23 protein-coding genes and 1 riboswitch are annotated in these 25,686 nt (G+C 43.3%); of the genes, 18 read left to right on the top strand and 5 right to left on the bottom strand.

Annotated elements, in window-relative coordinates:
• Positions 1–20 precede the first annotated feature (20 nt).
• Positions 21–1,115, top strand: coding sequence for an autoinducer 2-binding periplasmic protein LuxP (locus AC3CIA_RS16755; RefSeq protein WP_054547117.1), 1,095 nt, complete (start codon positions 21–23; stop codon positions 1,113–1,115).
• Complete coding sequence (luxQ, locus tag AC3CIA_RS16750; protein ID WP_171308006.1) at positions 1,115–3,685, top strand: quorum-sensing autoinducer 2 sensor kinase/phosphatase LuxQ; 2,571 nt, start codon at positions 1,115–1,117, stop codon at positions 3,683–3,685. The genes AC3CIA_RS16755 and luxQ overlap by 1 nt, the downstream gene beginning before the upstream one ends.
• 61 nt (positions 3,686–3,746) lie before the next feature.
• On the opposite strand, the gene AC3CIA_RS16745 is transcribed toward luxQ, so the two are convergent.
• Positions 3,747–4,406, bottom strand: a complete 660-nt coding sequence (locus tag AC3CIA_RS16745) for a PilZ domain-containing protein (RefSeq protein WP_474356722.1) — start codon at positions 4,404–4,406, stop codon at positions 3,747–3,749.
• A 194-nt stretch (positions 4,407–4,600) separates the two neighbouring features.
• On the opposite strand from AC3CIA_RS16745, the gene AC3CIA_RS16740 reads away from it, so the two are divergent.
• Positions 4,601–4,951 carry a HopJ type III effector protein gene (locus tag AC3CIA_RS16740; protein ID WP_017082477.1) on the top strand — a complete coding sequence of 117 codons (351 nt, stop codon included), beginning with the start codon at positions 4,601–4,603 and terminating at the stop codon, positions 4,949–4,951.
• Between the two features lie 139 nt (positions 4,952–5,090).
• Here the strand turns inward: AC3CIA_RS16740 and AC3CIA_RS16735 are convergent, their stop codons facing one another.
• Entirely contained in the window at positions 5,091–5,399 is a 309-nt protein-coding gene (locus AC3CIA_RS16735; RefSeq protein ID WP_081008987.1) for a DUF1289 domain-containing protein, read from the bottom strand.
• Between the two features lie 159 nt (positions 5,400–5,558).
• Here AC3CIA_RS16735 and yegD point away from each other — a divergent pair, with 159 nt between their 5' ends.
• From yegD to AC3CIA_RS16715, 4 genes are all read left to right on the top strand, one after another.
• Positions 5,559–6,911: a molecular chaperone gene (gene yegD / locus AC3CIA_RS16730; RefSeq protein WP_488519309.1), complete on the top strand. Its 1,353-nt coding sequence runs from the start codon at positions 5,559–5,561 to the stop codon at positions 6,909–6,911.
• A 491-nt stretch (positions 6,912–7,402) separates the two neighbouring features.
• A complete protein-coding gene (locus AC3CIA_RS16725) occupies positions 7,403–8,452 on the top strand; it encodes a porin (RefSeq protein WP_488519308.1) in 1,050 nt (349 codons plus the stop codon).
• A 349-nt stretch (positions 8,453–8,801) separates the two neighbouring features.
• Positions 8,802–9,434 (top strand): fumarylacetoacetate hydrolase family protein, encoded by a 633-nt coding sequence (locus AC3CIA_RS16720; protein WP_102444995.1) that lies wholly within the window; start codon positions 8,802–8,804, stop codon positions 9,432–9,434.
• 150 nt (positions 9,435–9,584) lie between these two features.
• A complete protein-coding gene (locus tag AC3CIA_RS16715; protein ID WP_004730073.1) occupies positions 9,585–10,217 on the top strand; it encodes a LysE family translocator in 633 nt (210 codons plus the stop codon).
• A gap of 129 nt (positions 10,218–10,346) precedes the next feature.
• Here AC3CIA_RS16715 and AC3CIA_RS16710 read toward each other — a convergent pair whose 3' ends face one another.
• Positions 10,347–12,071 (bottom strand): phospho-sugar mutase, encoded by a 1,725-nt coding sequence (locus tag AC3CIA_RS16710; RefSeq protein WP_488519307.1) that lies wholly within the window; start codon positions 12,069–12,071, stop codon positions 10,347–10,349.
• Positions 12,072–12,527: 456 nt separating this feature from the next.
• Between AC3CIA_RS16710 and coxB the strand changes: the two genes are divergently transcribed.
• From coxB to AC3CIA_RS16690, 4 genes are read left to right on the top strand one after another with little or no spacing between them, the layout of a single operon-like run.
• Positions 12,528–13,745: a cytochrome c oxidase subunit II gene (gene coxB, locus AC3CIA_RS16705; RefSeq protein WP_488519306.1), complete on the top strand. Its 1,218-nt coding sequence runs from the start codon at positions 12,528–12,530 to the stop codon at positions 13,743–13,745.
• The gene (ctaD, locus tag AC3CIA_RS16700; RefSeq protein WP_488519305.1) at positions 13,742–15,403 is read left to right on the top strand and encodes a cytochrome c oxidase subunit I; all 1,662 of its coding nucleotides are present in this window, start codon (positions 13,742–13,744) and stop codon (positions 15,401–15,403) included. Before coxB ends, ctaD begins: the two co-directional genes overlap by 4 nt.
• 11 nt (positions 15,404–15,414) lie before the next feature.
• On the top strand, positions 15,415–16,035 hold the full coding sequence (locus AC3CIA_RS16695; protein ID WP_488519304.1) for a cytochrome c oxidase assembly protein: 621 nt from the start codon (positions 15,415–15,417) through the stop codon (positions 16,033–16,035).
• A 38-nt stretch (positions 16,036–16,073) separates the two neighbouring features.
• A complete protein-coding gene (locus AC3CIA_RS16690; protein ID WP_488519303.1) occupies positions 16,074–16,958 on the top strand; it encodes a cytochrome c oxidase subunit 3 in 885 nt (294 codons plus the stop codon).
• A gap of 37 nt (positions 16,959–16,995) precedes the next feature.
• Here AC3CIA_RS16690 and AC3CIA_RS16685 read toward each other — a convergent pair whose 3' ends face one another.
• Entirely contained in the window at positions 16,996–17,226 is a 231-nt protein-coding gene (locus AC3CIA_RS16685; RefSeq protein WP_029225153.1) for a DUF2909 family protein, read from the bottom strand.
• Between AC3CIA_RS16685 and AC3CIA_RS16680 the strand changes: the two genes are divergently transcribed.
• From AC3CIA_RS16680 to cyoE, 4 genes are read left to right on the top strand one after another with little or no spacing between them, the layout of a single operon-like run.
• A complete protein-coding gene (locus tag AC3CIA_RS16680) occupies positions 17,114–18,055 on the top strand; it encodes an SURF1 family protein (RefSeq protein WP_488519302.1) in 942 nt (313 codons plus the stop codon). The two genes, AC3CIA_RS16685 and AC3CIA_RS16680, sit on opposite strands and share 113 nt — an antisense overlap.
• A complete protein-coding gene (locus tag AC3CIA_RS16675; RefSeq protein ID WP_017075831.1) occupies positions 18,048–18,656 on the top strand; it encodes a hypothetical protein in 609 nt (202 codons plus the stop codon). The genes AC3CIA_RS16680 and AC3CIA_RS16675 overlap by 8 nt, the downstream gene beginning before the upstream one ends.
• A 47-nt stretch (positions 18,657–18,703) precedes the next feature.
• Complete coding sequence (locus tag AC3CIA_RS16670) at positions 18,704–19,759, top strand: COX15/CtaA family protein (RefSeq protein WP_488519301.1); 1,056 nt, start codon at positions 18,704–18,706, stop codon at positions 19,757–19,759.
• Positions 19,749–20,741: a heme o synthase gene (gene cyoE / locus AC3CIA_RS16665; protein ID WP_488519300.1), complete on the top strand. Its 993-nt coding sequence runs from the start codon at positions 19,749–19,751 to the stop codon at positions 20,739–20,741. Before AC3CIA_RS16670 ends, cyoE begins: the two co-directional genes overlap by 11 nt.
• Positions 20,742–20,852: 111 nt before the next feature.
• Here the strand turns inward: cyoE and gbpA are convergent, their stop codons facing one another.
• A complete protein-coding gene (gbpA, locus tag AC3CIA_RS16660) occupies positions 20,853–22,319 on the bottom strand; it encodes an N-acetylglucosamine-binding protein GbpA (RefSeq protein ID WP_488519299.1) in 1,467 nt (488 codons plus the stop codon).
• A gap of 72 nt (positions 22,320–22,391) precedes the next feature.
• Positions 22,392–22,481: riboswitch (cyclic di-GMP riboswitch) on the bottom strand.
• 322 nt (positions 22,482–22,803) lie between these two features.
• Between gbpA and AC3CIA_RS16655 the strand changes: the two genes are divergently transcribed.
• The 3 genes from AC3CIA_RS16655 (at position 22,804) to AC3CIA_RS16645 (ending at position 25,548) form a co-directional block, all read left to right on the top strand.
• Entirely contained in the window at positions 22,804–23,157 is a 354-nt protein-coding gene (locus tag AC3CIA_RS16655; protein WP_017066796.1) for a hypothetical protein, read from the top strand.
• Between the two features lie 314 nt (positions 23,158–23,471).
• Positions 23,472–23,693: a DUF3820 family protein gene (locus tag AC3CIA_RS16650; RefSeq protein WP_488519298.1), complete on the top strand. Its 222-nt coding sequence runs from the start codon at positions 23,472–23,474 to the stop codon at positions 23,691–23,693.
• Positions 23,683–25,548, top strand: coding sequence for a recombinase family protein (locus AC3CIA_RS16645; RefSeq protein ID WP_488519297.1), 1,866 nt, complete (start codon positions 23,683–23,685; stop codon positions 25,546–25,548). The genes AC3CIA_RS16650 and AC3CIA_RS16645 overlap by 11 nt, the downstream gene beginning before the upstream one ends.
• The last annotated feature ends 138 nt before the right edge of the window (positions 25,549–25,686 follow it).

The following is a 25,686-nucleotide window of genomic DNA, read 5'->3' as shown; positions in this document are numbered from 1 at the left end:
TCATATAGAACGAGAAAAATATGAAACGTTTATTGATGTTGTTTGGACTTGCCGTATTTTCTGCGTCCGCTCTCTCCCATGGTACTCATGTCCTCAATGGGTACTGGGAATACCAAGATTATCTTTCCAACTTTCCAGAACAAAAAGCACTGACCGATAAAATGGTCGAAGCTGTGCAAAATCATCCTGTGCCATTGAGACGAGTTCAAGACAGGCCTATTACGATTTCAGTCGTGTATCCGGGTCAACAGATCTCTGATTATTGGGTTCGTAATATCCAAGCTTTTGAGAAACGTCTCGATAAGCTGAGAATTCGCTATCAAATTAACCAAGTGTTTACACGTGTAAATGCAGATGTCTCTCAACAGAGCATTTCTTTGCAAGAGGCGATTGAAAACAAGACGGACTATCTGATTTTTACGTTAGATACGACGCGTCATCGCAAGTTTATTGAGCACGTGTTGAATTCTACTGACACCAAACTGATTCTTCAAAATATTACGACCCCAGTCCGAGCGTGGGCCGATAGACAGCCATTCATGTACGTGGGCTTTGATCATGCGACCGGTAGTTTGAAACTTGCAAATTATTTTAAAGAAGTTAGCCAACCAGCCAGTAAGTATTCTGTTTTATACTATTCGCAAGGTTACATCAGTGATGCGCGTGGAGATACCTTTATCCATGAAGTGAATACCGGTACTCATTTTGATCTTAAGTCTTCGTTTTACACAAGATCTGATAAAGAAAGTGGTTATCAAGCGGCTAAAATCAGCATAGCGAACGATAAGGATCTAGACTTTATCTATGCGTGTTCAACCGATGTCGCTTTGGGCGCAGTAGAAGCCATTCGTGAATCTGGTCGAGATATCTTAGTTAATGGCTGGGGAGGCGGATCCGCTGAACTTGAAGCCATTGCAAGGGGCGACCTAGATGTCACTGTTATGCGCATGAATGACGATACCGGTATCGCTATGGCAGAGGCAATAAAGTGGGATCTAGCCGGATTGAAAGTTCCTACCGTTTACTCTGGCGAATTTGAAGTAGTGACCAAGGAAGATTCTCCAGAACGTATTTCAGAACTTAAGCAGCGAGCATTTAGGTACTCAGGCCAATAATGAAGAAAAGTTACGCCAGTACACCTAGAAACACTTTAGCTAGGCTCATTACGCGTATCATTATTTTAGTGATAGGTGTGATGGCACTTGGCGTGCTTATTCATACTTATGAGACCAGTAGTACCATCGTAAAGCAAGAGACGAATCGAACGGTTAAACAAACCTCAAGCCTCATCCAAAATATGTTTGATTATCGTTTGTCGGTGCTACAAATTCATCAAGACAGTAGCTCACACAGTGAAACACTAAGAGCGTATTTTGCTACTGGCAATAAAGAGGCTTTGAGTTACTTCTTTTTTGGTGTTGACCAAAGTGAACCTGATCATGCACCGGATTTGCGTTTTGTGTCTACTCATGATGGTTTGGCTTGGGACGATGGTAATGGCCAGTTTTATGGATTGGACGAGTCCAACTTAAAACATATCTCTGATGAGGTTTCATTTAGTAGTAACTGGCATTTCATTAAAGTGATAACCGATATTGGTAAGCGTCATTTGTTGGCTCGCCGAACCCCTATTGTAGATAACAAAACAGGGGAGGTTCTTGGCCAGCTCTATATCGCGATCGTACTCGATAATAACTTCTCGCTCGCAGAATCGATCCAACAGGGAAGCAATTGCGAGAACATCGTTATTGAAGCGCACGGTACACCGGTTACGTCAACATTCAGTGGCGATGAAAGTTACACAATAACGGATATCCTCAACTACAAAATGTACGAGCAATTGCCTCGCCATTTCGTCACCATCGCAACTATTAAGATCAATGCTGTTGAAACGCCTCTCATCATTCGAGCTGTCCAAAAGAACACGAACTTCATTGCGTTAGAAGAGAACTATGAGCGTGCGATCATTGTTGTGATTGTGGTGATCATATTGATGTCTTTCTTTGCGCGAACTTGGATTCAAAGAAAGGTGGCGGCTGAACTCGATAAGTTGATGGACTTTACTCGCTCAGCAAGTGATGGCGAAGAGTACAACAAGTTCGATGGCTCCAAGATTTTCGAGTTTCACCATATTGGTTGCACCCTTGAGGACACTTTTGAACGTTTATCTGAACAGAACCAAAAGTTCCAAGATCTCTTTAACTTTGCTCATTCACCTATCTTGGTTTGGTCTGATAAAGGTGACTTAATTCAGATGAACCCCGCTGCTCGTATGGCGCTATTTGACGCCGATGATAACTACGGAGCAGTGGCTCAAGAGTTTGAGCATTGCATGCTACCGAATATCCATATGGTGGTTCAAGGTTCAAAGCTGACGGGCATTAACGTGCCAATTGGTGGGAAGGTATTTCGTTGGAACATGTCTGCAATTCGCGTTGAACACGGCATCACAGGTGTCGTGGTACAAGGCCAAGACATTACTAAGCTCATTGAAGCCGAGAGGCAGGCCGATCGAGCAAGAGAAGAAGCTGAGCACCTTGCGAATGTACGTGCAGATTTTCTAGCTAAGATGAGTCATGAAATTCGTACACCGCTTAATGGTATTCTTGGTGTTTCTCAGTTACTGAAGCGCTCTATACACAGTGAAGATAACCGTGAACAGGTGGATGTACTTTGCAATAGTGCGGAACATTTGCTGGCGGTACTTAACGATATCTTGGACTTCTCAAAGATAGAGCAGGGGCAGTTCAATATTCAAAAGAAAGACTTCCGTTTGGGTGAACTGGTTAATACATTAGACAGTATCTATCGTCCGCTTTGTGGCGATAAATCGATCGCATTTACTATTGTGAATCATTTGGCTGATGACATTGAAATAAACACCGACCAAGTGCGCCTGAATCAAATCATGTTTAACTTGGTGAGTAACGCTCTTAAGTTCACTCACCAAGGCGGTATTTCCGTTAGTTTTGAACTCGAAAGTATCTTTAACTCAGATCATGCGAGTTTGATCGTTCGAGTGAAAGATACCGGTATTGGTATTGATGAAAACAAGATTGACGCTGTGTTTGAACCCTTTGTTCAAGCCGAAGAGACCACGACTCGTGAATATGGTGGGACAGGGCTGGGCTTAACGATTGTAAAAAATCTGGTCGATATGCTGGAAGGGGACATTCAAGTCCGCAGTGAGATAAACCAAGGTTCGGAGTTCATTATAGAAATTCCAGTGGAAGTGCACTCTAAGCCGCTATTGGGCGTGAAGCAACAAGCTGATATCGAACCAGAGGCGTTGTTTAGTCGATCTTTGAGCGTATTGTTGGTGGAAGATAATCACACCAATGCATTTATTGCGCAAGCTTTTTGCAAAAAATATGGCATGGTGGTGACATGGGCAAAAGACGGTTTAGAAGCGCTAGAAATGGCTAAGGCGACAACCTATGATCTTATTTTGATGGATAACCAACTTCCCAATCTTGGTGGCGTTGAAACTACTCAGCAACTTAGGGATGATATTGGCGTTGCAGCCCCGATTTATGCGTGTACCGCTGATGCTCAAGCGTCGACAAGAGACAGCTTTATGGCTGCTGGGGCTAATTACGTGATTGTAAAACCCATTAAAGAAGAGTCGCTACACCAAGCATTTGTTCATTTTAAAAACTCACATTGGGATGTAACGAACGACTGATCTAAACCTTTGAAAGTGCGATAGAACAAGTGCTGTGAATAAACTTTACTTGAACACGCATTTATACAAAGCCGGCAACAAATGCTTGCTCCAACAGCAGCGTTTTTAACTCGTCACTCATATCTAGGTGTTCAGGGAACTGAATGCCTAATAGCCAACCTTGGCCTTGTCTTTTTTTGCTCACTACGTTGTAGATCAGTTCGCTATCTAAGTACTCACTTAAGACAGAGTTTACTTGTATCTTCCAACCGACATCGATATCGGATTGCTGGGTAATATAGACGCCGCAGCCTGAGACTGAAAAATCGACCAGGGTGGCATCTAATGACAAAGTATCAAAAGTAACTTCACAGCTGAGTCGTACCTTATATCTTTCGTGTTCACGGATAGGCTTGGTCGCAAAGCTTGAAGGCGGACGAAGGAAAATAAGGTGTGCTGGCGAGGTGATATGAGCCAGTATGTTGGTTTTAAACGCGACAATGTGCCCAAGTTCGGTGTCGGTGATGGCACGAACAATAATATCCACGTTGATGAGTTTTCTTAGCGTCAGTGCTTCTGTCGCTTTTTGTGACAGCTCAAGGATAAGGTATTGTTCTTCTTTGTGTCCGATATAGAGTGTAGTGATCTGGATCGAGTCGTCTGGGCCAAATTCTAATACACCTGCTGTTTTTGTACCGGGTTTGAGGTATCTAAACAGTTCTAAGTTTTTATCTTTATGCATATTCGTTACTGAACAATGTTAATCGTCTGATAAAATAATATAACGTCCTGATAAAACTATGTCATTAGTTTCATTGAGGTAATTTGCATTGTTTGTTCAAAAAGTGAATCGCTGTCCCAAGTAAACAACGGCTTACTCTTGTCGTAAAACAAGATACACTGCTGACAGATATATACTTGATGGAGAAATAGTAAATGGAACTGGAAACCTTATTAAATACTCTGGCTGAAACCCCAGAAAGCGTGCAATTTGAAGATACAATGCAAGTGATCGAAGCTCACTATGTTTTTGCGGAGAGTGAATTTCGCAATGGTGAAGTGGTGAATACTGCAGGGCAGAATAATGGTTCGTGTAAGATTTTTGCTTTTGGTTTGGAGCAAGGTTTATCTGCGGAGCAAACACTTGCTTGTTTTGGTCAATTTTATCGTAACGACGTGCTAGGTTTTCCAGAGAACACAGACCATCAAAATATTCGTAACTTCATGGTTCATGGTTGGAACGGTATACAGTTTTCTCAGCCTGCGCTGGTTGCAAAAACGAAGTAGGCACTAACCAAATAAATCTCAGTATGTTGAAGCGAGAAAATAACCTCTCGCTTTTTTGTCTATGTTGAACCGGTACGTAACTTGCGGAATAGGTTCTAAACTACTTAACAGGTTCTAAACTACTTAACAGGTTCGAAAACTACTGAATAGGCAGTTCAGACAAGCATTTACGGCACAGACATACTCCAGCTTTTGGAATATCGCTAGTATCACGCTTTTCTAGTTCAAAACACCAACACGTCTCTTTACCCGCACTGATATCGCATTGAGCTGGCTCATTACACTGCGAACATTGGTGAGTCGAACTAACACCAGTAAGATTATCCATAACCGACGTTTGCTCTTCTTCAGATAAGCCTTTCCAGCCTATAATTTCATCCATTGTTCGAAAGCAGCCACTGCACATTCCGCCATTATTTTTACAAGCCGCTCGGCAAGGTGTTTTCATTTATCTAACCTGTAATTCATTTGGGCTGAAATGTAGCATATTTGTTTGCCTATTAAGAGCCGTTAGGCTAAGAAATCACTCAGTTAAATTTAGAAATGACCTCGTAATTTTTAGGCTTTTCATGTAGCATCTCGCCCCTTTTGTTGAGTGGGGGATATTATGTTTATTGGATTTGATTATGGAACAGCGAACTGTTCTGTCGCGGCAATGGTTGATGGAAAACCAAGCCTGTTACCGCTAGAAGGTAACAATCACTATATTCCCTCAACCGTGTTTGCACCTACTCGTGAGAGTGTTTCCGAACATCTATTTCGCCATTTGAATATCAAACCGAGTGATGCGGTTGGTGAGCAAGTGTTACGACGTGCTATAGCTTTGAATCGAGAAGAGAGTATCGATTTGGTGCCAGAAGATATGGCGTTTGGTCAGGCGGCGTTGGACCTTTACTTAGAAGACCCTCGCGATGTTTATTACGTAAAATCCCCTAAGTCTTTTCTTGGCGCAAGCGGGTTGCATGATGTTCAGGTGAGTTTCTTCGAAGATTTAGTGTGCGCCATGATGGCAAATATTAAGCACCAAGCAGAACTCACGACTCAAGAGCAGATCAAGCAAGCTGTTATCGGTCGACCAATTAACTTCCATGGTCGAGGTGGTGAAGAAGCAAACCGACAAGCTGAAGACATACTCTCACGCGCAGCTAAGCGTGCAGGCTTCCTTGATATCGCTTTTCAATTTGAACCAGTAGCCGCAGGCCTTGATTACGAAAGTACCCTGACTGAAAACCAAACGGTATTGGTTGTGGATATTGGCGGTGGTACCACCGATTGCTCATTGTTAGAAATGGGGCCAACTTGGTCGGGTAAAGCGGACCGAACCCAGAGTTTGTTGGCTCACAGCGGGCAAAGGGTAGGGGGTAATGACCTTGATATCTACCTTGCCTTCAAACAACTGATGTCACCTTTCGGTATGGGCAGCAAAGGCATTTCGGGTATCGATATGCCGCTGACTCAATTCTGGAATCCAATTGCGATCAATAATGTTGAAGCTCAAAAGAACTTCTATTCAAGAGAAAACCTAGCAGCACTAAAACTACTTCGTAAAGAAGCTTCAAACCCTCAAAAGCTGGAGCGTTTGATGAGGGTTTATCATGACACTCTAGGCTATAGCATTGTACGCAGAGCGGAAGAAGCCAAAATTGCACTAGCAGAATCTTCTCAATATCGAGCCGCGATTAATGTTGCTTCTGAATTAGTCGAAGTGGACATTTCCGTTGAGCAGATGGTTGAAGCTATTGAATCGCCAAAGTCTAAGATGATTGAGTTGGTTAAAGAAGCCATGCAACAAGGCCAGAAAAAGCCAGACGTAATTTACATGACGGGTGGCTCAGCTCGTTCACCTATACTTCGTGAAGCCGTACAACAAGCAGTGCCGAACGTACCTATCGTGAGTGGTAATTACTTCGGTTCAGTAACTTCAGGTTTAGCTCGTTGGGCTGAGGTTTGCTTCAAATAAGAGTCCAATGATGAGTTATTAGGGTAACCGGTCGCTGATTGGTTGCCCTTTTTTTGTGTTTGGCTTTAATGAATTTTCGCTAAGGTACTTTTATCTTCTCTAAAGTGGGAATTGTTTCACACGATTAAATATTTCAATCAGATTCTCAGTGTTACAAAATGTTTCAAGGTTAAGGTTTTGTCATGTGATGGTCTGACGAGTAAATTTTAATTTTGATTTTTAATGTTTATTTGATGACTAGAAAATCAAAATCATTGATAGATTTATCTCAATAAATACCAAGTTACGCTTGTGGTTTTATTTGTATAGTATTGTTTATAAAGTTTTTTTTGATTTTTATAGTGTGATTTTTTTTATTTTATATATTTTAATGCAACTTTTTTGTCATTCGTATATTAGTGTTTGCCTACTTGTTAAATGCAGGTAACAACTTCTCCGTAAGCACGAGGTTGTTAGTGAATAACTCACCCAGTTACATAATGGATATGACAATGAATAAGAAACTTTTAGCGCTAGCAATTTCTGGTGCAGTATTTGGTACACAGGCAGTTGCTGTAGAACTTTACAACGAAGACGGCACAACATTCTCTGTTGGTGGTCACGTATCAGTTGCAGTTGGCGACGTGAACAGCGCTGACCGTCAAAACAGCGATGATATCGGTGTAGAATCTGTTTCTCCACGTATCAACTTCGGTGCAACTCACGAGCTTGGCAACGGCTTTACTGCTGACGCTAAAGGTGAATGGGCGCTAAACATGCTTGACGGTGGTGAAGAGTCATTCACAACTCGTCTTGGCTACGTTGGTCTTTCTCACGACGATTACGGTCGTGCAGCAGTAGGTACTCAATGGGCACCTTACTACAACGTTGCTGGCGTAGCAGATATGCCAATCGCATTCGCGAATGACTTCATCTACGAAGATCACGGTAACTTAGGTACTGGTCGTGGTGAAGAGATGGTGAGCTACGGCAACGCTATCGATTTCGGTAACGCAGGTTCTCTAAGCGCAGCTGTTGCTTGGCAAGGTCGTAAGGTTGATGGCTCAACTACATACGGTAACCGTGGTCAAGTTGCATTGAACTACGCAATTGCTGACTTCACTGCAAACTACGCATACAACACTGGTGATGTAGACTACGCTCTTCGTGGTTCACAAACTGCTGACTCTCACGTATTAAGTGCAACTTACGGTTCATACGGCGCGGAAGGTCTTTACCTTGCTGGTGTATACGCGATGAACAACTACATGAACTCTGCGAAAGTAGGTTCTGCTAACATCGCACTAGAAGAGACAGTAGCTATTGAATTACTAGCTTCTTACGCACTTTCTAACAGCCTTAACCTAAGCGTTAACTACGAAGCGGTAGAAGACGACAAGAACAGCGAAACTGTATACAGCACTTCAGCTCTACAAGCTGAATACAATTTCACATCTCAGTTCGTAGGCTTTGCTGGTTACCAGTTCGACCTACAAGGTTCTGGCGTGTACAAAGAAAAAGCTGACGACCAATGGCTACTTGGTGCTCGTTACTACCTATAAGTCGCAGACTTATTTAGCATAGTGTTTACTCCTTAAGTTTACCTTTTAGGATACTGTCCTAGACACCATGCTAAGCCCTCTCAAGCCTTTTGGTTTGAGAGGGCTTCTTTCGTATGAATGCTCTTCAAATCTAACGCCCTCCTTTAGTTTCATTTTCTCTAATTTATGTAAGCCGATGACTCTATTTCTGGTGGGTCGGTCGAGATATACACCGATATTGACCTAAAAGTATTCAAATCGATGAATTGAGCTCAAGATCAGAATTTAGAGATCGGTAATCATCTTGTCGAAGACTCTCATTTTATGATGCGCTAAACTCTGCTCTCTAAAAATAGTTCAGGGATAAACTATGAGCAGCGTTGTAGATCAGAAACAATTGATGAATTCGAAACGAACAGCAACCCCAACAAAAGTACTGTGTGTTGGGCGTAACTATGTCGATCACATTGAAGAACTTAACAATGCGATCCCTGACTCTATGGTGGTTTTCAATAAGCCGAGCACCAGTGTTACTTCCTCTCTGTCTTCTTTTCATCAAGAAGCGCTGCACTACGAAGCAGAGATCTGTTTTATTGTTGAAAACGGTGAATATTCTGCAGTGGGATTCGGCTTAGACCTTACCAAGCGTGAGTTGCAAAGCAGTTTAAAAGCCAAAGGTTTACCTTGGGAGCGTGCCAAAGCCTTTGATGGTTCGGCTGTCTTTAGTCGCTTTGTTCCCGTTGATAATTTTGATCTCTCTGACTTAAACCTAGAATTATTTATTAACTGTGTCCGCGTTCAAAAGGGTCACGTTGAGCAGATGCTGTATTCACCACAAACTATCCTAGAAGAGTTGTCTTCTTACACGACTTTGCTTGATGGTGATGTTGTAATGACAGGTACCCCAAAAGGTGTTGGCGAGGTCCATCGAGGTGATATCTTCCTTGGCCGTCTAAAGTGTGGTGAAACGACATTGATTGAGATCGAGTGGGTAGCAAGTTAAGTAGTCTTTTCTATTTGGTTAATAAATTTGCTTTGTTGTTCGTTGATGGTATTTAATTCGAATATTTTACTATCCTACAACCAATTGCATCTGGAAGGGTGTTAGTAATTGATATAAAATCCGCCTCCGTTTTTATCAATACTGAAACCCATGATCGACTTAGCCATACTACCTGTTTACCTGACTGCCGTTGTTGCACTTCTCCTTTTGCCTGGCCCTGATATGTTACTCATCGCGAGCTCAAGTATGAGCTATGGCCGCAAGGTTGGTGTGTTTGCAAGTTTGGGTAACGCGACTTCCGGAATTATCCTGACAGTATTGGCAGCAATGGGTGTTTCAGCATTGATTGCGATGAGTCCAGTGGCGTTAAAAGCTCTTCATCTGTTAGGCGGTACCTACTTATTAAAAATGGGGTGGGATTGTCTTCGAACAGAGCAGGGCAATGCGCCTGAGTTAAGCGACAACTTTGCTGCAAAAGCCTACTATCAACGAGCATTGATTAGTAACCTGCTTAACCCTAAAGCGTTGGTTTTCTTTGTGATGTTCTTACCACAGTTTGTGTCGACGAATATTGAAGCGACTTCTGGTGAACAGATGCTCGTTCTGGGTTTATTGTTGAATGTTCTCGGCTTAACGTTCAACTTTTTGCTGGTGGCTTTAGTGGGTACGATTGGTAAGTCTCTCGTAGAGAATGCTAAGTTTCGTACCTATCAGCAGAAAGTGATGGGCGGAGTCTTCATCGTGCTGGCTATCTGGATGTTGTCCTCTTTCTTTACTTCGTAGACGAATCAACCCAAACATCTTCTCGCGGTTAGCCGCTGAGACAAAAATGGACGCTTTGAGCGTCCATTTTTTATTCCTAGCAGTTACATATTGCACCTTATAGAACGATGTTTTGAAAACGATGATTCACTAAGCGTTCAACTCTTGCTGGTGTTGTTCAATCAGTTTATTCATGTCTTCTTCACCGCGTAGGCGAGTGTCTTCGTATGTTTCTGTCCCTTTGAACTTTGTTACCGTCTCATAATAGACTTTCACTTTTGGTTCTGTGCCTGAAGGTCGGACGATAATGCGTGTGCCATCTTCTAGGTGATAGATGAGAACATCACTTGAAGGCAGGTTAATCGCTTCAGTATTGCCACCAATGACGAAGCGCAAAGAAGACTGCAGATCTTCAATCACAGAGATAGCAACACCGTTTATTGCTTTAGGTTGTGCCGCTCTGAGTTTAGAACCAGTCGATGGCGAATCTGGGTCAAGAGCAATGCTTCGCTGCGCGTTGGTATGAACACCATGTTCAAATGAAATTTGAGCGAGAAGATCCCAAACGGTTCGGCCTTGAGATTTTAACTCCTCAACTAATTGAGCAAACACGACGATAGCCGATAGCCCATCTTTATCTCGTACCTGAGTGCCGATTGTGTAGCCAAGGGCTTCTTCATAGGCGAACAAGAACTCATTCTGCTCATCCTCCAACTGCATCCCAATATTCGCCAACCATTTAAAGCCCGTTAGCGTTTGGAAGTAAGTCGCACCGTGGGATTGAGCCACTTTTTCAAGCAGAGTTGAAGACACGATGCTGTTACCAACTAACTGGTTTTTGGTATGCGGCTTCGACAACAAGTAATGCGCGAATAGCACGCCGACTTGATCGCCCGTTAGCATTTTATAGGAAGCATCATCAGTTCTAGCTGTATCGTCAGTTCTGACCGCAACGGCGAATCGATCTGCATCTGGATCGTTGGCACAAGCTATGTCGGCATCGACACTTTTTGCGAGGTTAATAACGAGATCCATTGCCCCTTTTTCTTCGGGGTTCGGGAAGTTAACGGTCGGGAAGTTACCATCAGGCTCTCTTTGTTCAGCCACACTGAATACTTTGTGGAATCCAGCATCGTGAAGAAGATCTTCCGCCATTTTTGCCCCCACCCCATGCATTGCCGTGTAGGTGATGGTGGTATTCGCCGATTCAAGAGTGTTATTCACGTACGGACTTTGATTAATAGCAGCACGGTATGTTTGATAATAACCCTCAGTTAACCACACCAGTTTACCTTGCGTTTCGGCATCACTTAGGCTCATTAATGGGATTGGCTTAGTTGAAGCGACATCTATTTCGCCGGCAATACCTGCATCGTGAGGGGGAATGATTTGAGCGCCATTCTCCCAGTATACTTTGAACCCATTGTATTCCGGCGGGTTGTGGCTCGCCGTAACAACAACAGCGGCAGCCGCATTGAAATGCTCAATACCAAAAGCAACGATAGGTGTTGCTGCGACATCGGAGGTTAGGTACACCTTAATGCCCAAAGCGGTGAGCACAGAAGCCGTATCAATGGCGAATTGCTTTGAATCTAAACGCCCGTCATAACCGACAACGACGCCACGAATCGAGGCATTGGCGACATGTTCAATCAAGTAATGGCCAAGGCCTGTTGCCGTTTCTTGTATCACCAAGCGGTTCATTCTGTTTGGACCGCATCCTACTTTGCCTCTTAACCCTGCGGTTCCGAATTCTAATCGTTGAGTAAAGCGGTCTTCTAGTTCGTCGTGCATTCCCTCATCGATGAGGTGTTGAAGCTCTTCACGAGTTCTTGGGTCTGGGTCTCTCGCTAACCAGTTCATAGCATCTTGCATAATTACTAAACCTTTTCATATCGGGATGTCTTTCTGTTGATTTAATTTAAATGATATTGATTATCATTTCCATGAAAGCAATCGTAAAACTCGATTTAAAATAAATTCCAACAGCAAGGGAAGGGCATATGGATAAAGCAACTTTAAATAATTGACTGTTTAGTAAGTAAACTTACCTTGAATAATTGGATATCACTAACTAGCCTTTTACATAAATATAACAAAATTTAACAAATTCGCCGTTTTTGAATCTTTCATGGAAACTTCCAACGCTTATGAGCCGTATTAGATCTTAGGTTGATATGAGGTCAGCAGCCCGTTTACAGGCTAGTTCCATGTGAGTTGTAGATTGAGATTCAGCCTTTCATGTGCAGCCGGGATAACAATGAATGTTGTTCAGCTCGCAACGACATTTAGGTCGCAAGTATCCAATTAGGAAGGATAAGGAGAGATCTTTTGAAAAGATTACTGGTTAGGCTGGGGTGGCTTTTGAAAAGTTTTGTTGTGGTTTTGGTATCGCCTTTGGTGCATGCCAGCACTGAATACAATATGACTCAAGGTGTCACTGAGATCAGCGGTAAGGTATACGAACTTCATATGCTGATCTTCTACATCTGCTGTGCGATTGCTTTTGTTGTTTTTGGTGTTATGTTTTATTCAATTCTGAGACACCGAAAGTCGAAGGGGGCGGTTGCTGCTCATTTTCACGAAAGTACGAAAGTCGAAATTCTTTGGACCATCATTCCTATTATTATCCTCATCGCTATGGCCATACCCGCGACCAAGACCTTGATTGCGATGGAAGACACCTCTCAATCAGAACTCACAATCAAAATTACAGGCTCGCAATGGAAGTGGCACTACAGCTACTTTGGCGAAGATGTTGAGTTTTTCAGCCTTTTAGCGACTAGCGATAAAGAGATTGAAGGTATTGAAGTGAAAGGCGCGCATTACCTGTTAGAGGTTGATAAGCCGCTTGTACTGCCTATCAATCGTAAAGTCCGCTTTTTGATGACTTCCGATGATGTTATTCACTCATGGTGGGTGCCTGCTTTCGCGGTTAAGAAAGATACCATTCCCGGTTTCATCAATGAGGCGTGGACAAAGATCGATGAGCCTGGCGTTTACCGAGGCCAGTGTGCTGAATTGTGTGGTCGTGCTCATGGCTTCATGCCGATAGTGGTACGTGCCATGGAAGAAGACGACTTTGACGCATGGTTAGCGGAGCAGAAAGAATTGGCGATCGCTGCACAACAAGCGGCGCAAGATGCACTAGATGCGTCACTTTCCTTAGAAGAATTGAATGCTATCGGTGAAGAAGTCTACAAAACCCGTTGCGCCGTTTGTCATCAAGTCAACGGAGAGGGCATTCCCGGCGCATTTCCTGCCATTAAAGGAAGCCCTATAGCACTTGGTGATGTGGGTGTTCATATCGATACCATTGTTTATGGTCGTGGAGGCACCGCAATGCAGGCATTTGATAATCAATTAACCGAGAAAGAGATTGCTGCGGTAGTGACTTATCAAAGAAAAGCTTGGGGTAATGATACGGGTGACATTGTTCAGGCTTCAGATGTAAACGCTTATAAAGCCAAGCAAGAAGGCGGAGGCCAAGCAGCTGACGAACAAGGCTCAACGGATGAAGCACAAAATGATGCTAAGGAGCAGTTATGAGTTCGCCAATCAATCAGCCGGTGAAATCGGCTCCTGCAGAAGATCAAGCACTGAGTCATTCAGCTGAAGGTTCATTGGACAGCCACGATTTACCTCATGATGATCTCGACTCACATGCTGCTCCCAAAGGTTGGGCGCGTTGGCTTTACTCAACCAACCACAAAGACATAGGTACACTTTACCTTTGGTTTAGCTTTGCCATGTTCTTAACAGGCGGCGCCATGGCGATGGTGATCCGTGCGGAGTTATTCCAACCGGGGTTACAGCTCGTTGAGCCAGATTTCTTTAATCAGATGACTACCGTTCACGGTTTAATAATGGTATTTGGTGCCGTGATGCCTGCATTCACAGGTTTGGCTAACTGGATGATCCCAATGATGATTGGCGCTCCAGACATGGCGCTGCCGAGAATGAACAATCTCAGTTTCTGGATTCTACCTTTTGCTTTCTTGATCTTAATTGGTTCTTTGTTTACTGAGGGAGGCGGCCCGAGCTTTGGTTGGACATTTTATGCGCCGCTCTCGACAACTTATGGTCCAGATAGTACGGCGCTGTTTGTATTTTCTGTCCATATTATGGGGATCAGTTCGATCATGGGGGCGATCAACGTCATCGTAACCATAGTGAACATGCGCGCGCCGGGAATGACTTGGTTCAAGCTACCGATGTTCGTATGGACTTGGTTGATTACCGCTTTCTTATTGATAGCCGTGATGCCCGTGCTCGCGGGAGCCGTAACCATGGTACTGACCGATAAATACTTTGGGACGAGCTTTTTTGATGCTGCGGGTGGCGGGGATCCGGTGATGTTCCAGCATATATTCTGGTTCTTTGGACACCCTGAAGTATACATCATGATTTTACCGTCTTTTGGTATTGTCTCTGCGATAATCCCGGCATTCAGTGGCAAGCGTTTATTTGGTTATCACTCGATGGTGTACGCAACATGCAGTATCGCACTGCTGTCATTCTTAGTGTGGGCGCACCACATGTTCACCACGGGTATGCCAGTATTTGCCGAGCTTTTCTTCATGTATTGCACCATGTTGATCGCCGTGCCTACGGGAGTGAAGGTGTTTAACTGGGTGGCGACGATGTGGCGGGGCGCTTTGACCTTTGAAACACCAATGCTGTTTGCTATTGCCTTTATCGTTCTATTCACGATTGGTGGGCTATCTGGATTGATGCTCGCTATCGTACCTGCCGATTTCCAATACCACGATACCTACTTTGTTGTGGCTCACTTCCACTATGTTCTGGTGACAGGTGCTGTGTTCTCAATTATGGCCGCCGCCTATTATTGGTTGCCGAAATGGACAGGGCATATGTACGACCACAAGCTCAGCCTGTGGCATTTCTGGACATCAGTCATATCGGTCAATGTACTTTTCTTCCCTATGCACTTTTTGGGTTTAGCGGGCATGCCTCGTCGAATCCCTGACTACGCGATTCAGTTTGCTGACGTTAACCAAGTGGTATCGATTGGTGGCTTCGCCTTTGGCTTGTCGCAATTGATTTTCTTATGGTTGGCTATCAAGTGCGTAAGAGGTGGAGAGCCTGCACCAAGCAAACCATGGGACAGAGCGGAAGGCCTTGAGTGGACGGTTCCAAGCCCAGCACCTCATCACACGTTTACTCATCCACCTAAAATTGATTAAGGGGAAGGAGTATGAGCGATAACAAAAACCACCAACAAGACAGCAATAACCAGCCATCACCCAAACGCTCGACAAAGACGTTGACGGGCTACTTGGTGCTGAGTGTGATTGGCATGTTTGGCTTTGGCTTCGCTCTGGTTCCTCTGTATGACGTGATGTGTGAAGCTTTGGGGATCAACGGGAAAACCAACACGGTTTCAGCGGTTCAGCCTCAAGGAATGCAACCTGATTATTCTCGCACGGTTCGAGTGGAGTTCATGTCGCACATTAAGCCAGATATGCCATGGCAGTTTGTGCCTGAAACGCGAGTGTTAGAGGTTCACCCTGGGGAAGTGGTTCAAACGAATTACATTGCGAAAAACTTATCGGGTCTTTCGTTAGTTGGGCAAGCGGTGCCATCGGTGTCTCCCGGAAATGGAGCGACATATTTTAATAAAATGGAGTGCTTCTGCTTTAACCAGCAGCCTCTGGACGGACATAAGAGCGCTGAGATGGGGCTGATCTTCTACATTGAGCCTGAGATCCCAGAATCGATTCATACGCTCACTCTCTCTTACACCTTGTTTAATATCACAAGTGATGTTGGCTTGAACAAGAGTCAGGCTCAAGCTGAGACACTCGCAAGTAACTAGGGATTTACAGAACCAGTATCAACATAAGGAGTTGAGCGATGAGTTCTAAAAAGGAAGTTTATTTCGTTCCACATCAAAGCCACTGGCCATTAGTGGGTGCCGTTGCATTGTTTTTGGTCGCGGTTGGCGCTGGCTTGACGGTGCAAAACATGGGTACCGATTCTGCTGGTGGTGTGTTTGGAAAAGCAGTGCTGTTAGTTGGGTTTTGTGTGTTGCTTTACATGCTCGCAGGTTGGTTTAGCAATGTGATCACCGAATCGCTAAGCGGCCTCTATTCTGAGCAGATATCTCGTTCGTTTCGACAAGGTATGAGCTGGTTCATCTTCTCTGAAATTATGTTTTTCGGTGCTTTCTTTGGCGCACTTTTTTATGCTCGCATGATTTCTGTGCCCTGGATTGGTGGCGCAGGCAACAATGCAATGACTCACGAAGTGTTGTGGCCGATGTTTCAGTCGATATGGCCGCTGACCACCACACCAGATGGTGTGACGACGCAAGCAATGCCTTGGCAAGGTATCCCGCTTAAGAACACCATTATCCTGCTGCTTTCCTCTGTGACGCTGCACATGGCACATATCAGTCTTGAACAAAATAAGCGTATGGCTTTGATCGTGTGGTTGGAGGTAACCATTGTTCTGGCTGGCTTCTTCCTATTCTTCCAAGTTGAAGAGTACCTTCACGCGTATCAAGAGATGGGGCTGACGCTTCAATCCGGTATCTATGGCAACACCTTCTTCTTATTGACAGGATTCCATGGTTTGCATGTGTGTTTAGGAACGATTTTTTTGATTGTGTTACTGGCGAGAGTTGCGAAGGACCACTTCACTCCGAAAGACCACTTTGCGTTCCAAGCGGGCAGTTGGTATTGGCACTTTGTTGATGTGGTTTGGTTAGGTCTGTTTGTGTTTGTTTATGTGCTCTAACGAAATATATCGGTCTAGCTGTTAGGTTTGTATGGGCTTAATAAGGGCGAGGGTTGGGAGTTATCATTCCTGAACCTAACGCCAGTAATAACAGTAGCACGACAACGGCTGACCACATGACTCGACGACCCAAGAAGTGACTCAGTCTTTTGCCATTGTGTTTACCTGAGGCGATTTGGATTAGCCCTTTCATCAGGTTGAAAGCGATAAAAAATAGCAAAGCGACCAATACAATTTTAAACAACAACACAAAGGTAGATGACGCCATAGTGATAACTCCAAACCGATTGATTGATGATGAACACAAGTTCCGCAGTAAAGGTTTTTGGATAGCGGTTGTTTTAACTGTGGTTTCAGTCGGCATTTTAATCAAGTTGGGTTTGTGGCAGTTAGACAGAGGTAACGAGAAACTACGTTATGAACAGCAGCTATCAGAAAGAGCGCAGCAATCACCTAGGTCATTGGATGGGGTTATCTCTGAATTGCAGAACTCGCGTACACAAGCGCAAGATTTATCTGAACAGCAGTCTTTAAATGGTTTGAAGGTTGACGTGACATTGGAAACATCAAGTGGTTTGGTGATCTTGTTAGACAACCAGATTAACCAAGGAACGGTGGGGTATGTGATTTACATGTTGGGGGAAGTTCAAGTTCAAGGAAAGCAGTTCTTGCGCAAACATCAACTACTGATAGACCTTGGGTTTGTTGTGGCAAGCCGTGACAGAAGAGAGCTACCGCAACTAGGAAATATCACATTACCAACCAATATGTCAGGGCGTTTGTACACTCGTTCGGTGAACCCTCTAAGTCATGAGTTGGCTTTAGAAAATACAACGCCTAAAAGAATTCAAAACATCAACATCACAGCGTTATCAGAGTACACAGGGCAAGAAGTGCTGCCCTTTGTCTTCCAACCGCAAAGCTTAGAATCGTGGCCTTATGAGTTGTTGTGGCGACCAACGGCTATGAAATCTGAAAAGCACTTCGGTTACTCATTTCAATGGTTTGTAATGGCAGTGGTACTTTTGTTTTTGATGTTGTTAATTGGCTATCGGTACCTAAAAAAGACACCTATCACGGAGAATCAAGATGGATAAGTCTCAAGCACAAGTGAACAGGGAAAGTACCGATGCAAACATGGTTGAGTTTAAAAAGCGTCGCACTAAGGGGCGTTTAGTATTAATCGGATTGGTTCTAATTTTTGCTCTGCCAGCGATTATCGCCAAAACCGTATTGGAACAGAGCTGGTATACGTCAGGAGTAACCAACTCAGGAGAATTGATTGAACCAAGGGTCACGCTGAAAGATTTTGGCGTAACGGTACCCATGGCTGGAGAGGGTTGGTTAGTGGGTTATATCGCCCCTACAGAGTGCGAAAGCTTGTGTGAACAACAACTCCATTATTTGAATCAAAGTTATTTAGCTTTAGGGAAGAACAAAGAAAGAGTGACCGCTGTTGTTTTTGTTTCAGAAGGGGATTCATTGGTGAGTTCGCTCAACAAGCCTGATTTGTCTTTCTTGGCTGGAGGTGATCAACTCAGTACTGAGTTTGCGCCTGCTTCAATCGTCATTATCGATCCTCTTGGGCAACTGGTGATGGAATATAAGAGCGTTTCGGACTCTTCGCAGTTAGTCAGCCAATCGAAAGGAATGATTCATGATTTACGAAAACTACTCAAGCTGTCGAGAGTGGGGTAATGGCGAGTAATCATTAGGTGTTGATGGTTCGTATAGGGAGATAAGCGATGCAAAAAGGAGCTCCAAAGTTACTCATGTTTATTATGAGAGTGACTATCTTGTTAACTCTGACTGTTATTGTGCTCGGTGCTTACACGCGTTTGTCTGATGCTGGCCTTGGCTGTCCAGATTGGCCGGGATGTTATGGCAAGATCACCGTGCCTTCCGATGCATTAGCGGTGAATGAAGCGAATCTACAATTTCCAGAACGAGCGCTTGAAGCTGAAAAAGCCTGGATCGAGATGGTACATCGCTACTTTGCAGGATCGTTAGGAATTCTTATCTTCGTGGTCGTTACTTGGTGTATCCAGAAAAACATTTCACCGATGGGCCTTCCTCTCGTTATCTCCGCAACTGTGATCTTTCAGGCTTTGCTTGGTATGTGGACGGTCACTCTCAAACTCATGCCTGTGGTCGTGATGGCGCACTTGATGGGTGGCTTTACGTTGTTGTCCCTTCTTTGCTTGCTCTATTGCCGTTTATCCAATATTCAGAGTCGTTCTAGTGGACCTGTTTATCCGTCAAAACTTAAAGCTTGGGCGCTGCTTGGGTTGATAGTGGTGGTTGGGCAGATCTTGTTAGGTGGGTGGACGTCATCCAACTATGCCGCTCTTGTGTGTACGCAATTACCCATTTGTGAAGGGAACTGGACAAGTTATCTCGATTTCAAAAATGCATTCGATTTTGCTCAACGCGGACATGATAACTATGAGTTTGGCGTGTTGGCGTATCCAGCAAGGCTCACCATACATGTCATGCATAGGTTCGGGGCTATTGTTGCCACATTAACTGTGTTGATGATTGTGTATCAACTTTGGAAGTTGGGTAAAGCACCTCAACAGAAGCTGAGTATCATTGTTGTGATGGTGTTGTTTGCTCAAGTCAGTTTGGGGATTAGCAATGTCTTGTTCCACCTGCCGATATCCGTTGCGGTTTTGCATAACCTAATGGCGGCAATGTTGCTTGTGAGTATGGTTGTGACTAACTTTGTGGTGTGGCAGTACAAACCAAGCGAGTGTTTGGCTAAGAACAATGTATTACAAGGAGGTAATCATGGTCAGTAGAACGTCGACACAAAATAGAGTGATGGTTCAAGGTGGAGCATCAAGCAATGAAAGTGCGACCAATCATAGAATTTCCTCAGGAAACGAAGTGGTTTCAACAAGTGATTTGGTCTCGAAAAATAAAGCAACTTGGAAGGTCTATTTAACACTGACTAAACCCAAGGTAGTGGCTTTGATGCTGCTGACTGCATTGGTTGGTATGTGTTTAGCGGTACCCAATGGATTGCCCTTACAACAAACTTTGTTCGGAATGATTGGGATAGGGCTGATGGCCGGTTCGGCAGCTGCTTTTAATCATTTGATCGACAAAAAGATCGATGGGCAAATGACTCGCACTAATCGACGACCTTTACCGTCGGGTGAACTGAGTAGTGTGCGTGTGTTCAGTTTTGCGTCTGGTATTGGCTTACTTGGTTTTGTCGTGCTAGTGGTGTGGGTCAATCAACTCACCGCTTGGTTAACTTTTGCGAGCTTATTAGGTTACGCGGTGATTTATACCATGTATCTGAAGCGAGCGACGCCGCAAAACATTGTGATAGCCGGAATTGCTGGCGCTATGCCACCCTTATTAGGCTGGACGGCCGTAACCAATGAACTGCATTCAAATGCTTGGCTGTTGGTGATGATCATCTTTATTTGGACGCCTCCGCACTTCTGGGCGTTGGCAATTCATCGTCGTGATGAGTATGCCAAAGTGAATATTCCCATGCTGCCTGTGACCCATGGTATTGCTTACACCAAAACATCGATTTTGCTCTATACCTTGCTGCTAAGCATCGTATGTATATTGCCAGTGTTGGTCGGCATGAGCAGCTGGATATATCTGAGCGCTTCATTGGTGCTCAACGGTGGGTTTGTTTACCACGCTTGGGTACTTAAGTATCGTGATGAGCCTAATATGGCGATGAAGACCTTTAAGTTCTCCATCTATCATCTCATGATCTTGTTTGTTGCTCTGTTGGCAGACCACTATCTACTTTAACAACTGGCATTTCTACTTTTACTGAACAAGAAAACGGATGCTTTGGGCATCCGTTTTTGTTTGGTTGATGACTAAAACTCACTTAATACAAAGTAAGTATCTAGCGAGTACTTAGTCCACTTTGTTCCAAGCACTTTGCCAGTGTGAACCGACACCTGGTTCGTACTGAGTTGCTGTTGGAGCCCATTGGACACAGTAACCAGAGTATGGGAACTCTTTACACTGATAAACGCCGCCGTCGCTGCTCAGAACCTTAGTACCTGCTGTGTAAGACTCAATGCTTTCAGGGAATATGAAGTCATAATCGCCGGCTGGTGGAGGCGTTTGCTCGTCCATTAGATGGAAATCAAGCGTATTTTGATCTACTAGGTTACCTTGGTCATCTTTCGTCACGACTACAAGCATGTGGTGGCCTGCTTCCGACTTAGATAGAGTGAGTTGAACATCTTCAACTTGTCCGTCTGATAACTCAGATTTCTGAGATGCAAGTGCTTCACGGTGATGGTTGTAAACGGTCAGTTCTGCTTGAATATCGCCAGTTGCCGCTAATGTAAGATCAAGCTGTGTAGGTTGGTTCTCATCAATAACATACTCAGACTCTAGGCCTGTGACTTCTAGCTCATGATCTGGCTCTGGAGTATCAATCTTGTAACCGATTTCTACGCTCTTAAAGCCTGAACCTGATTTTAGATAAACAGGGTTAGTGCCGTACACTGGCGCGAAATCGTTTTGATCGTTTAACTGGCCCGCTTTGATTTGCGTTTGCTCTTGATTGATCTTAGAAGCAAGCGCGTAAGACCAGTTGTTCGCTTTACCTTGCTCGTTGTTCTCAATCACTAGCTCTGTACTGTATGAAGCGTTCTCACCAGATTGGTCGAAGACGCGAGTGTAAACAGCGTCACCTACATTCAGGTCTTGCGTTGGGTTGATTTGACCGCCTTGATCCCAATCAGGAATGATAGGGCCGTCGCCATCAAACTTCACATCGATAACATTGTAGAAAGCCGCTGCAGTGTCACCTACATCCCATACCGCAAGGATCACTTGATAACCTTCGCGTTCTGGCACATTACACAAGTGGCTGACTTGCATCGGTGGTTGTTCCATGTTGCCTTCAATAACACAGAATGGCGTTAAGTCGAAAGAGCTGCGCGCCAAAGGTTGGTTCGGGTTCCAGTCGGGTTGCGTAATATAGTATTTCCAGTCGCGAGTTTTGTGGTTCGCTGTGAACGTCCACTCAAAGTATTGAGAACCAGACTTGATCGGGCGTTTAACCCAGCGATCGGCTGTTTGCTCGTCTAGCGCTGCTGCTAAAGAAGATTGCGCACTGGCGATTTTACCATCGGCAGGGCCGCTTTCAGGGAAGCCCTCAGGGCCTTCTACACTTTGTGGTTCATATTGAATACCACCACAGCCTATGTTTTTTTGTTGTGTATCACTCGCTGGGAATTTACACAACGCGACACGGCTTTCTGCTACGCCATTATCGTATGCCGAGACATAACCGTGACCGAAGCTTGCTCCACTGACGCTAAGTAGCGATAGCGCGATGAGCGATTTTTTTGGGAGTTGTTTCATTATTTGTCCTTACTGTATTTGGCCGACAAAAAAGAGAACACTCCGGCATGCATTTACACTTAAATTCTATTAAGTGGCGGCCCCGCTATCATAGACAGAATATATGTCGACAGACCGGTGGCTTTGCGTCCTATTCTTTCAAATAGTTTGCCAGAAGTGAGTTTGAGCAAACGAAATGTAGCCAACAGCTTTTATAAATGCGACACAATAGATTTAAATGTGGAATGCTAATCTCGAACTTATAATTCTTAATACAAATTAACTTGCTATATGTTTAGTTCACCAACGTATAAATTATTGATATAAATAAAGAAAGTATTTACTCTAATTGCTTTTGTGAATGCTTTCGATTGTGATTTTTTGTTCTGTACGACAATTGCGCGCATATCAAAACCAAACCTTTGGTTTCCACTAACCAAACCCTGACATGTTATGTATGAAAAGCCGGACAATTGATTGGTATGAATTATATAAAGGAGTCGGTATGGAATTCACAGAACTAGATAGAGACGCGTTATATCAAACGTGGATGTCACAAAAATCGAGAATGCGTATTACGCAAATGGAGTTTTCAAAAAAGCTTGGAATGAACCAGCTTGATTTCTCTAGAGTGCTAAGAGGCGAGACGCCATTAACGATGTCTTTCGTTAGTCACTTTTGTCGTTTACTTCATTTAGAGCCTAGGAATGTGTTTCCTTCGCTTAAAGAAGGTAATGAGTCAGGGCCGAAAGTGGTCTACCTGAAAAGTAGAATGAGCGTTGATGGTGAGATCCAAAATGCTTATATCGAAGGAAATCAGGTAATCGTAGAGTATGCACACACCGTTCAGCATGACTAATTTTAGAGATAGCTCTGAGTTTTAACCCCTTTTCCTACAACTTTTTCACATAGGGTGCGGCATACTTGTTTAGATTCATAAATTTAACCGAAGTGCGCTATGACACCTTTAAAACTTCTCTTGTTTGTTGCAACCAGCATCTTTTTGTTTGGTTGTGCAGGCGGCCCAATTAAAACCGCAACTAAATTCACCAGTTATGAAGATTTTCAACCATGATTGACTCGCTTGGTGATGCCAAAGATGCGATCAACTATTGGGTTGAACGTTTAGGTGATACTCTACAGAATATCGATGACGCTTAGAAAGAGCCTGTAATGCTAGAGAAAGAGAACCTGATTAAACTTGCTAGAATGCAAATGCCATTTGGTAAATACGCTGGTCGTACGTTGATTGACTTGCCTGAAGAATATTTGCTGTGGTTCGCCAATAAAAAACAGTTTCCTTCGGGAGAGTTGGGTGATTTAATGCAGCTCTGTTTAGCTCTCAAGATTGAGGGCTTAGATTCTGTAGTGAAGCCACTAAAGTATGATAATTAGCCCTAAAATCTATAACTATGCTCGGGTTAGCACCACCAAACAGTTGCAAGGTGTTGGTTTAGAAACACAGCAGCAGAAAAGCGTCCTCGAAAACCTATCGCAAGAATATAACCTTCCTATAAATGATGAGAACTTTGTTGATCATGGGTTAAGCGCATACCATGGCAAACATAAAGAAGGGGCTCTTGGACTTGTGTTATCTCGAATCGAAAGTGGCGAGATATCCTCCGGTAGTATCCTTGTCGTGTTCTCTCTTGATCGTCTCTCACGAGAAACTGTAAACGTTGCTATGGAGCAACTACTAAGTATTATCAATCGTGGTGTGCGTGTATATACGCATATTGATGGAAAAATGTTTGATGCACGGAGTATAAACCTTACCGCAGACCTTATTGTTTCTTTGATCACGATGCAGCGCGCAAATGAAGAATCGTTGACTAAAAGTAAACGAGTTAAGGCTGCAATGAGAGAAGGGTTGAGACGATGGAGGGAAACAGGGCAACCACAAAGTACTTTGGGGCGCGTTCCTTTTTGGATAGATCAAAAAACCAATACATTAAATAGTAATGCTGACGGTGTTCGCAAGGCTATTGAGTTATATCTCAACAGTGTAGGGGTGCTAAAGATCAAAAAACATCTTGACGAATATTATCATTACTCACCAGTAAGGAAAAACAATCGCCAAAACGTAGATATCGATAGGTGGGATTATACAGCAATTAGTGAGCTCTTTAATAAGCCAAGTCTTATAGGAGAAAAACACATTACGATAGATGACACTGTATATCGATTAGAGAATTATTACCCTCCGATTGTTGATGAAATAACGTTCGAAAAATTAAAAAGAATTAAAGCTGCTAAAGGTGGACGAGCACCTGAAACCGGGGCGGTACATTTACTTAAAGGATTGGTTAAATGTAAAACGTGCGGCAGCTCGATGGTATACGTTGATAAAGGACGTGGTAACAGTGCTATCAATTATGTATGTGGTTTTGCTGCGAAAGGTAATCATAGTCGAGAGAATTACAGCACTCAGATGTTAGAGCTTGTCACTCTTGCCGTTTGTAGAGATAAATACCTTGTTTCAACTATTGATTCAGAAGAATTAGAAACTAGAAAAATTAGTCTAGAAAATCAAAAAGAAGAGTTAAATGCTAACTTAGATGATTTAACCACTCGATATAAAAAGAATAGTAGCGCTAGGATTCTAGATTTAATTGAAAATACAGAAGAAAAATTAAATAGAATCCTAATTGAGATGAGTGAATTTGATACGCCTGAAATAGCAAGAGTTTTTGAATTGTTGTCAAAAGATATATTTACAAAAGATATCATGAATGACTATCTGCATCCGACCAGATCAGAGATTAGAAACAATCTTACAAGGGTATTAACAAGTATCGAAATTGGAAGAAATGTAATTAGTTCAAAATATTCAAAAACAGGTCAAGTTACTTGTATTTCGATACGTTTCATATTTAGAAATGGCCAAATTAGAGAATTTGATGTGAAGCCGTTTAGGTATTTAACAGATGAAGGATCTAAGTCTGTTTTTGTTCCATTTACATACAAGTATGATGTTCCTAATAAAGAAATTACACGCTCTTCGGGAATTATTCTAGATATGTTAACCCAACTCCACTCAAATGATCTTTTGAACAAATTATACCCAAGCAAGGGACGATATCAGTGGATGCCATTAAACCTAGATCTTGGTATCGTAGAATCTAAAATCATGAACTACCTTCCCAAACTGGAAGATGTAGAAGGAAGTGAAAGTTGGAATGAGATATTCAAAAAATTTTATTCTAGAGGGATAAAAGAAACTAAGGTTGAACGTAATCGTCTAAAATAATAGGAATACTTCAGTTAAAAAACAAGTGCTTTAGCTTAATTTAATTGTTAATCAAAGGTGAAACTTACACATTAATACTAATTATTGGAAAACGTGCCTTATTATTATGAATTAAATGAATAATACTGGTGTCTCGTC

The sequence above is a fragment of the Vibrio sp. QJM3NY_27 genome (assembly GCF_057785955.1).
This window is presented reverse-complemented; position numbering and strand designations above follow the sequence as displayed.

Coding starts and splice junctions, on each gene's coding strand:
- AC3CIA_RS16755 (WP_054547117.1), top strand. CDS start 21: ATGAAACGTTTATTGATGTTGTTTGGACTTGCCGTATTTTCTGCGTCC.
- luxQ (WP_171308006.1), top strand. CDS start 1,115: ATGAAGAAAAGTTACGCCAGTACACCTAGAAACACTTTAGCTAGGCTC.
- AC3CIA_RS16745 (WP_474356722.1), bottom strand. CDS start 4,406: ATGCATAAAGATAAAAACTTAGAACTGTTTAGATACCTCAAACCCGGT.
- AC3CIA_RS16740 (WP_017082477.1), top strand. CDS start 4,601: ATGGAACTGGAAACCTTATTAAATACTCTGGCTGAAACCCCAGAAAGC.
- AC3CIA_RS16735 (WP_081008987.1), bottom strand. CDS start 5,399: ATGAAAACACCTTGCCGAGCGGCTTGTAAAAATAATGGCGGAATGTGC.
- yegD (WP_488519309.1), top strand. CDS start 5,559: ATGTTTATTGGATTTGATTATGGAACAGCGAACTGTTCTGTCGCGGCA.
- AC3CIA_RS16725 (WP_488519308.1), top strand. CDS start 7,403: ATGAATAAGAAACTTTTAGCGCTAGCAATTTCTGGTGCAGTATTTGGT.
- AC3CIA_RS16720 (WP_102444995.1), top strand. CDS start 8,802: ATGAGCAGCGTTGTAGATCAGAAACAATTGATGAATTCGAAACGAACA.
- AC3CIA_RS16715 (WP_004730073.1), top strand. CDS start 9,585: ATGATCGACTTAGCCATACTACCTGTTTACCTGACTGCCGTTGTTGCA.
- AC3CIA_RS16710 (WP_488519307.1), bottom strand. CDS start 12,071: ATGCAAGATGCTATGAACTGGTTAGCGAGAGACCCAGACCCAAGAACT.
- ctaD (WP_488519305.1), top strand. CDS start 13,742: ATGAGTTCGCCAATCAATCAGCCGGTGAAATCGGCTCCTGCAGAAGAT.
- AC3CIA_RS16695 (WP_488519304.1), top strand. CDS start 15,415: ATGAGCGATAACAAAAACCACCAACAAGACAGCAATAACCAGCCATCA.
- AC3CIA_RS16690 (WP_488519303.1), top strand. CDS start 16,074: ATGAGTTCTAAAAAGGAAGTTTATTTCGTTCCACATCAAAGCCACTGG.
- AC3CIA_RS16685 (WP_029225153.1), bottom strand. CDS start 17,226: ATGGCGTCATCTACCTTTGTGTTGTTGTTTAAAATTGTATTGGTCGCT.
- AC3CIA_RS16675 (WP_017075831.1), top strand. CDS start 18,048: ATGGATAAGTCTCAAGCACAAGTGAACAGGGAAAGTACCGATGCAAAC.
- AC3CIA_RS16670 (WP_488519301.1), top strand. CDS start 18,704: ATGCAAAAAGGAGCTCCAAAGTTACTCATGTTTATTATGAGAGTGACT.
- cyoE (WP_488519300.1), top strand. CDS start 19,749: ATGGTCAGTAGAACGTCGACACAAAATAGAGTGATGGTTCAAGGTGGA.
- gbpA (WP_488519299.1), bottom strand. CDS start 22,319: ATGAAACAACTCCCAAAAAAATCGCTCATCGCGCTATCGCTACTTAGC.
- AC3CIA_RS16655 (WP_017066796.1), top strand. CDS start 22,804: ATGGAATTCACAGAACTAGATAGAGACGCGTTATATCAAACGTGGATG.
- AC3CIA_RS16650 (WP_488519298.1), top strand. CDS start 23,472: ATGCTAGAGAAAGAGAACCTGATTAAACTTGCTAGAATGCAAATGCCA.
- AC3CIA_RS16645 (WP_488519297.1), top strand. CDS start 23,683: ATGATAATTAGCCCTAAAATCTATAACTATGCTCGGGTTAGCACCACC.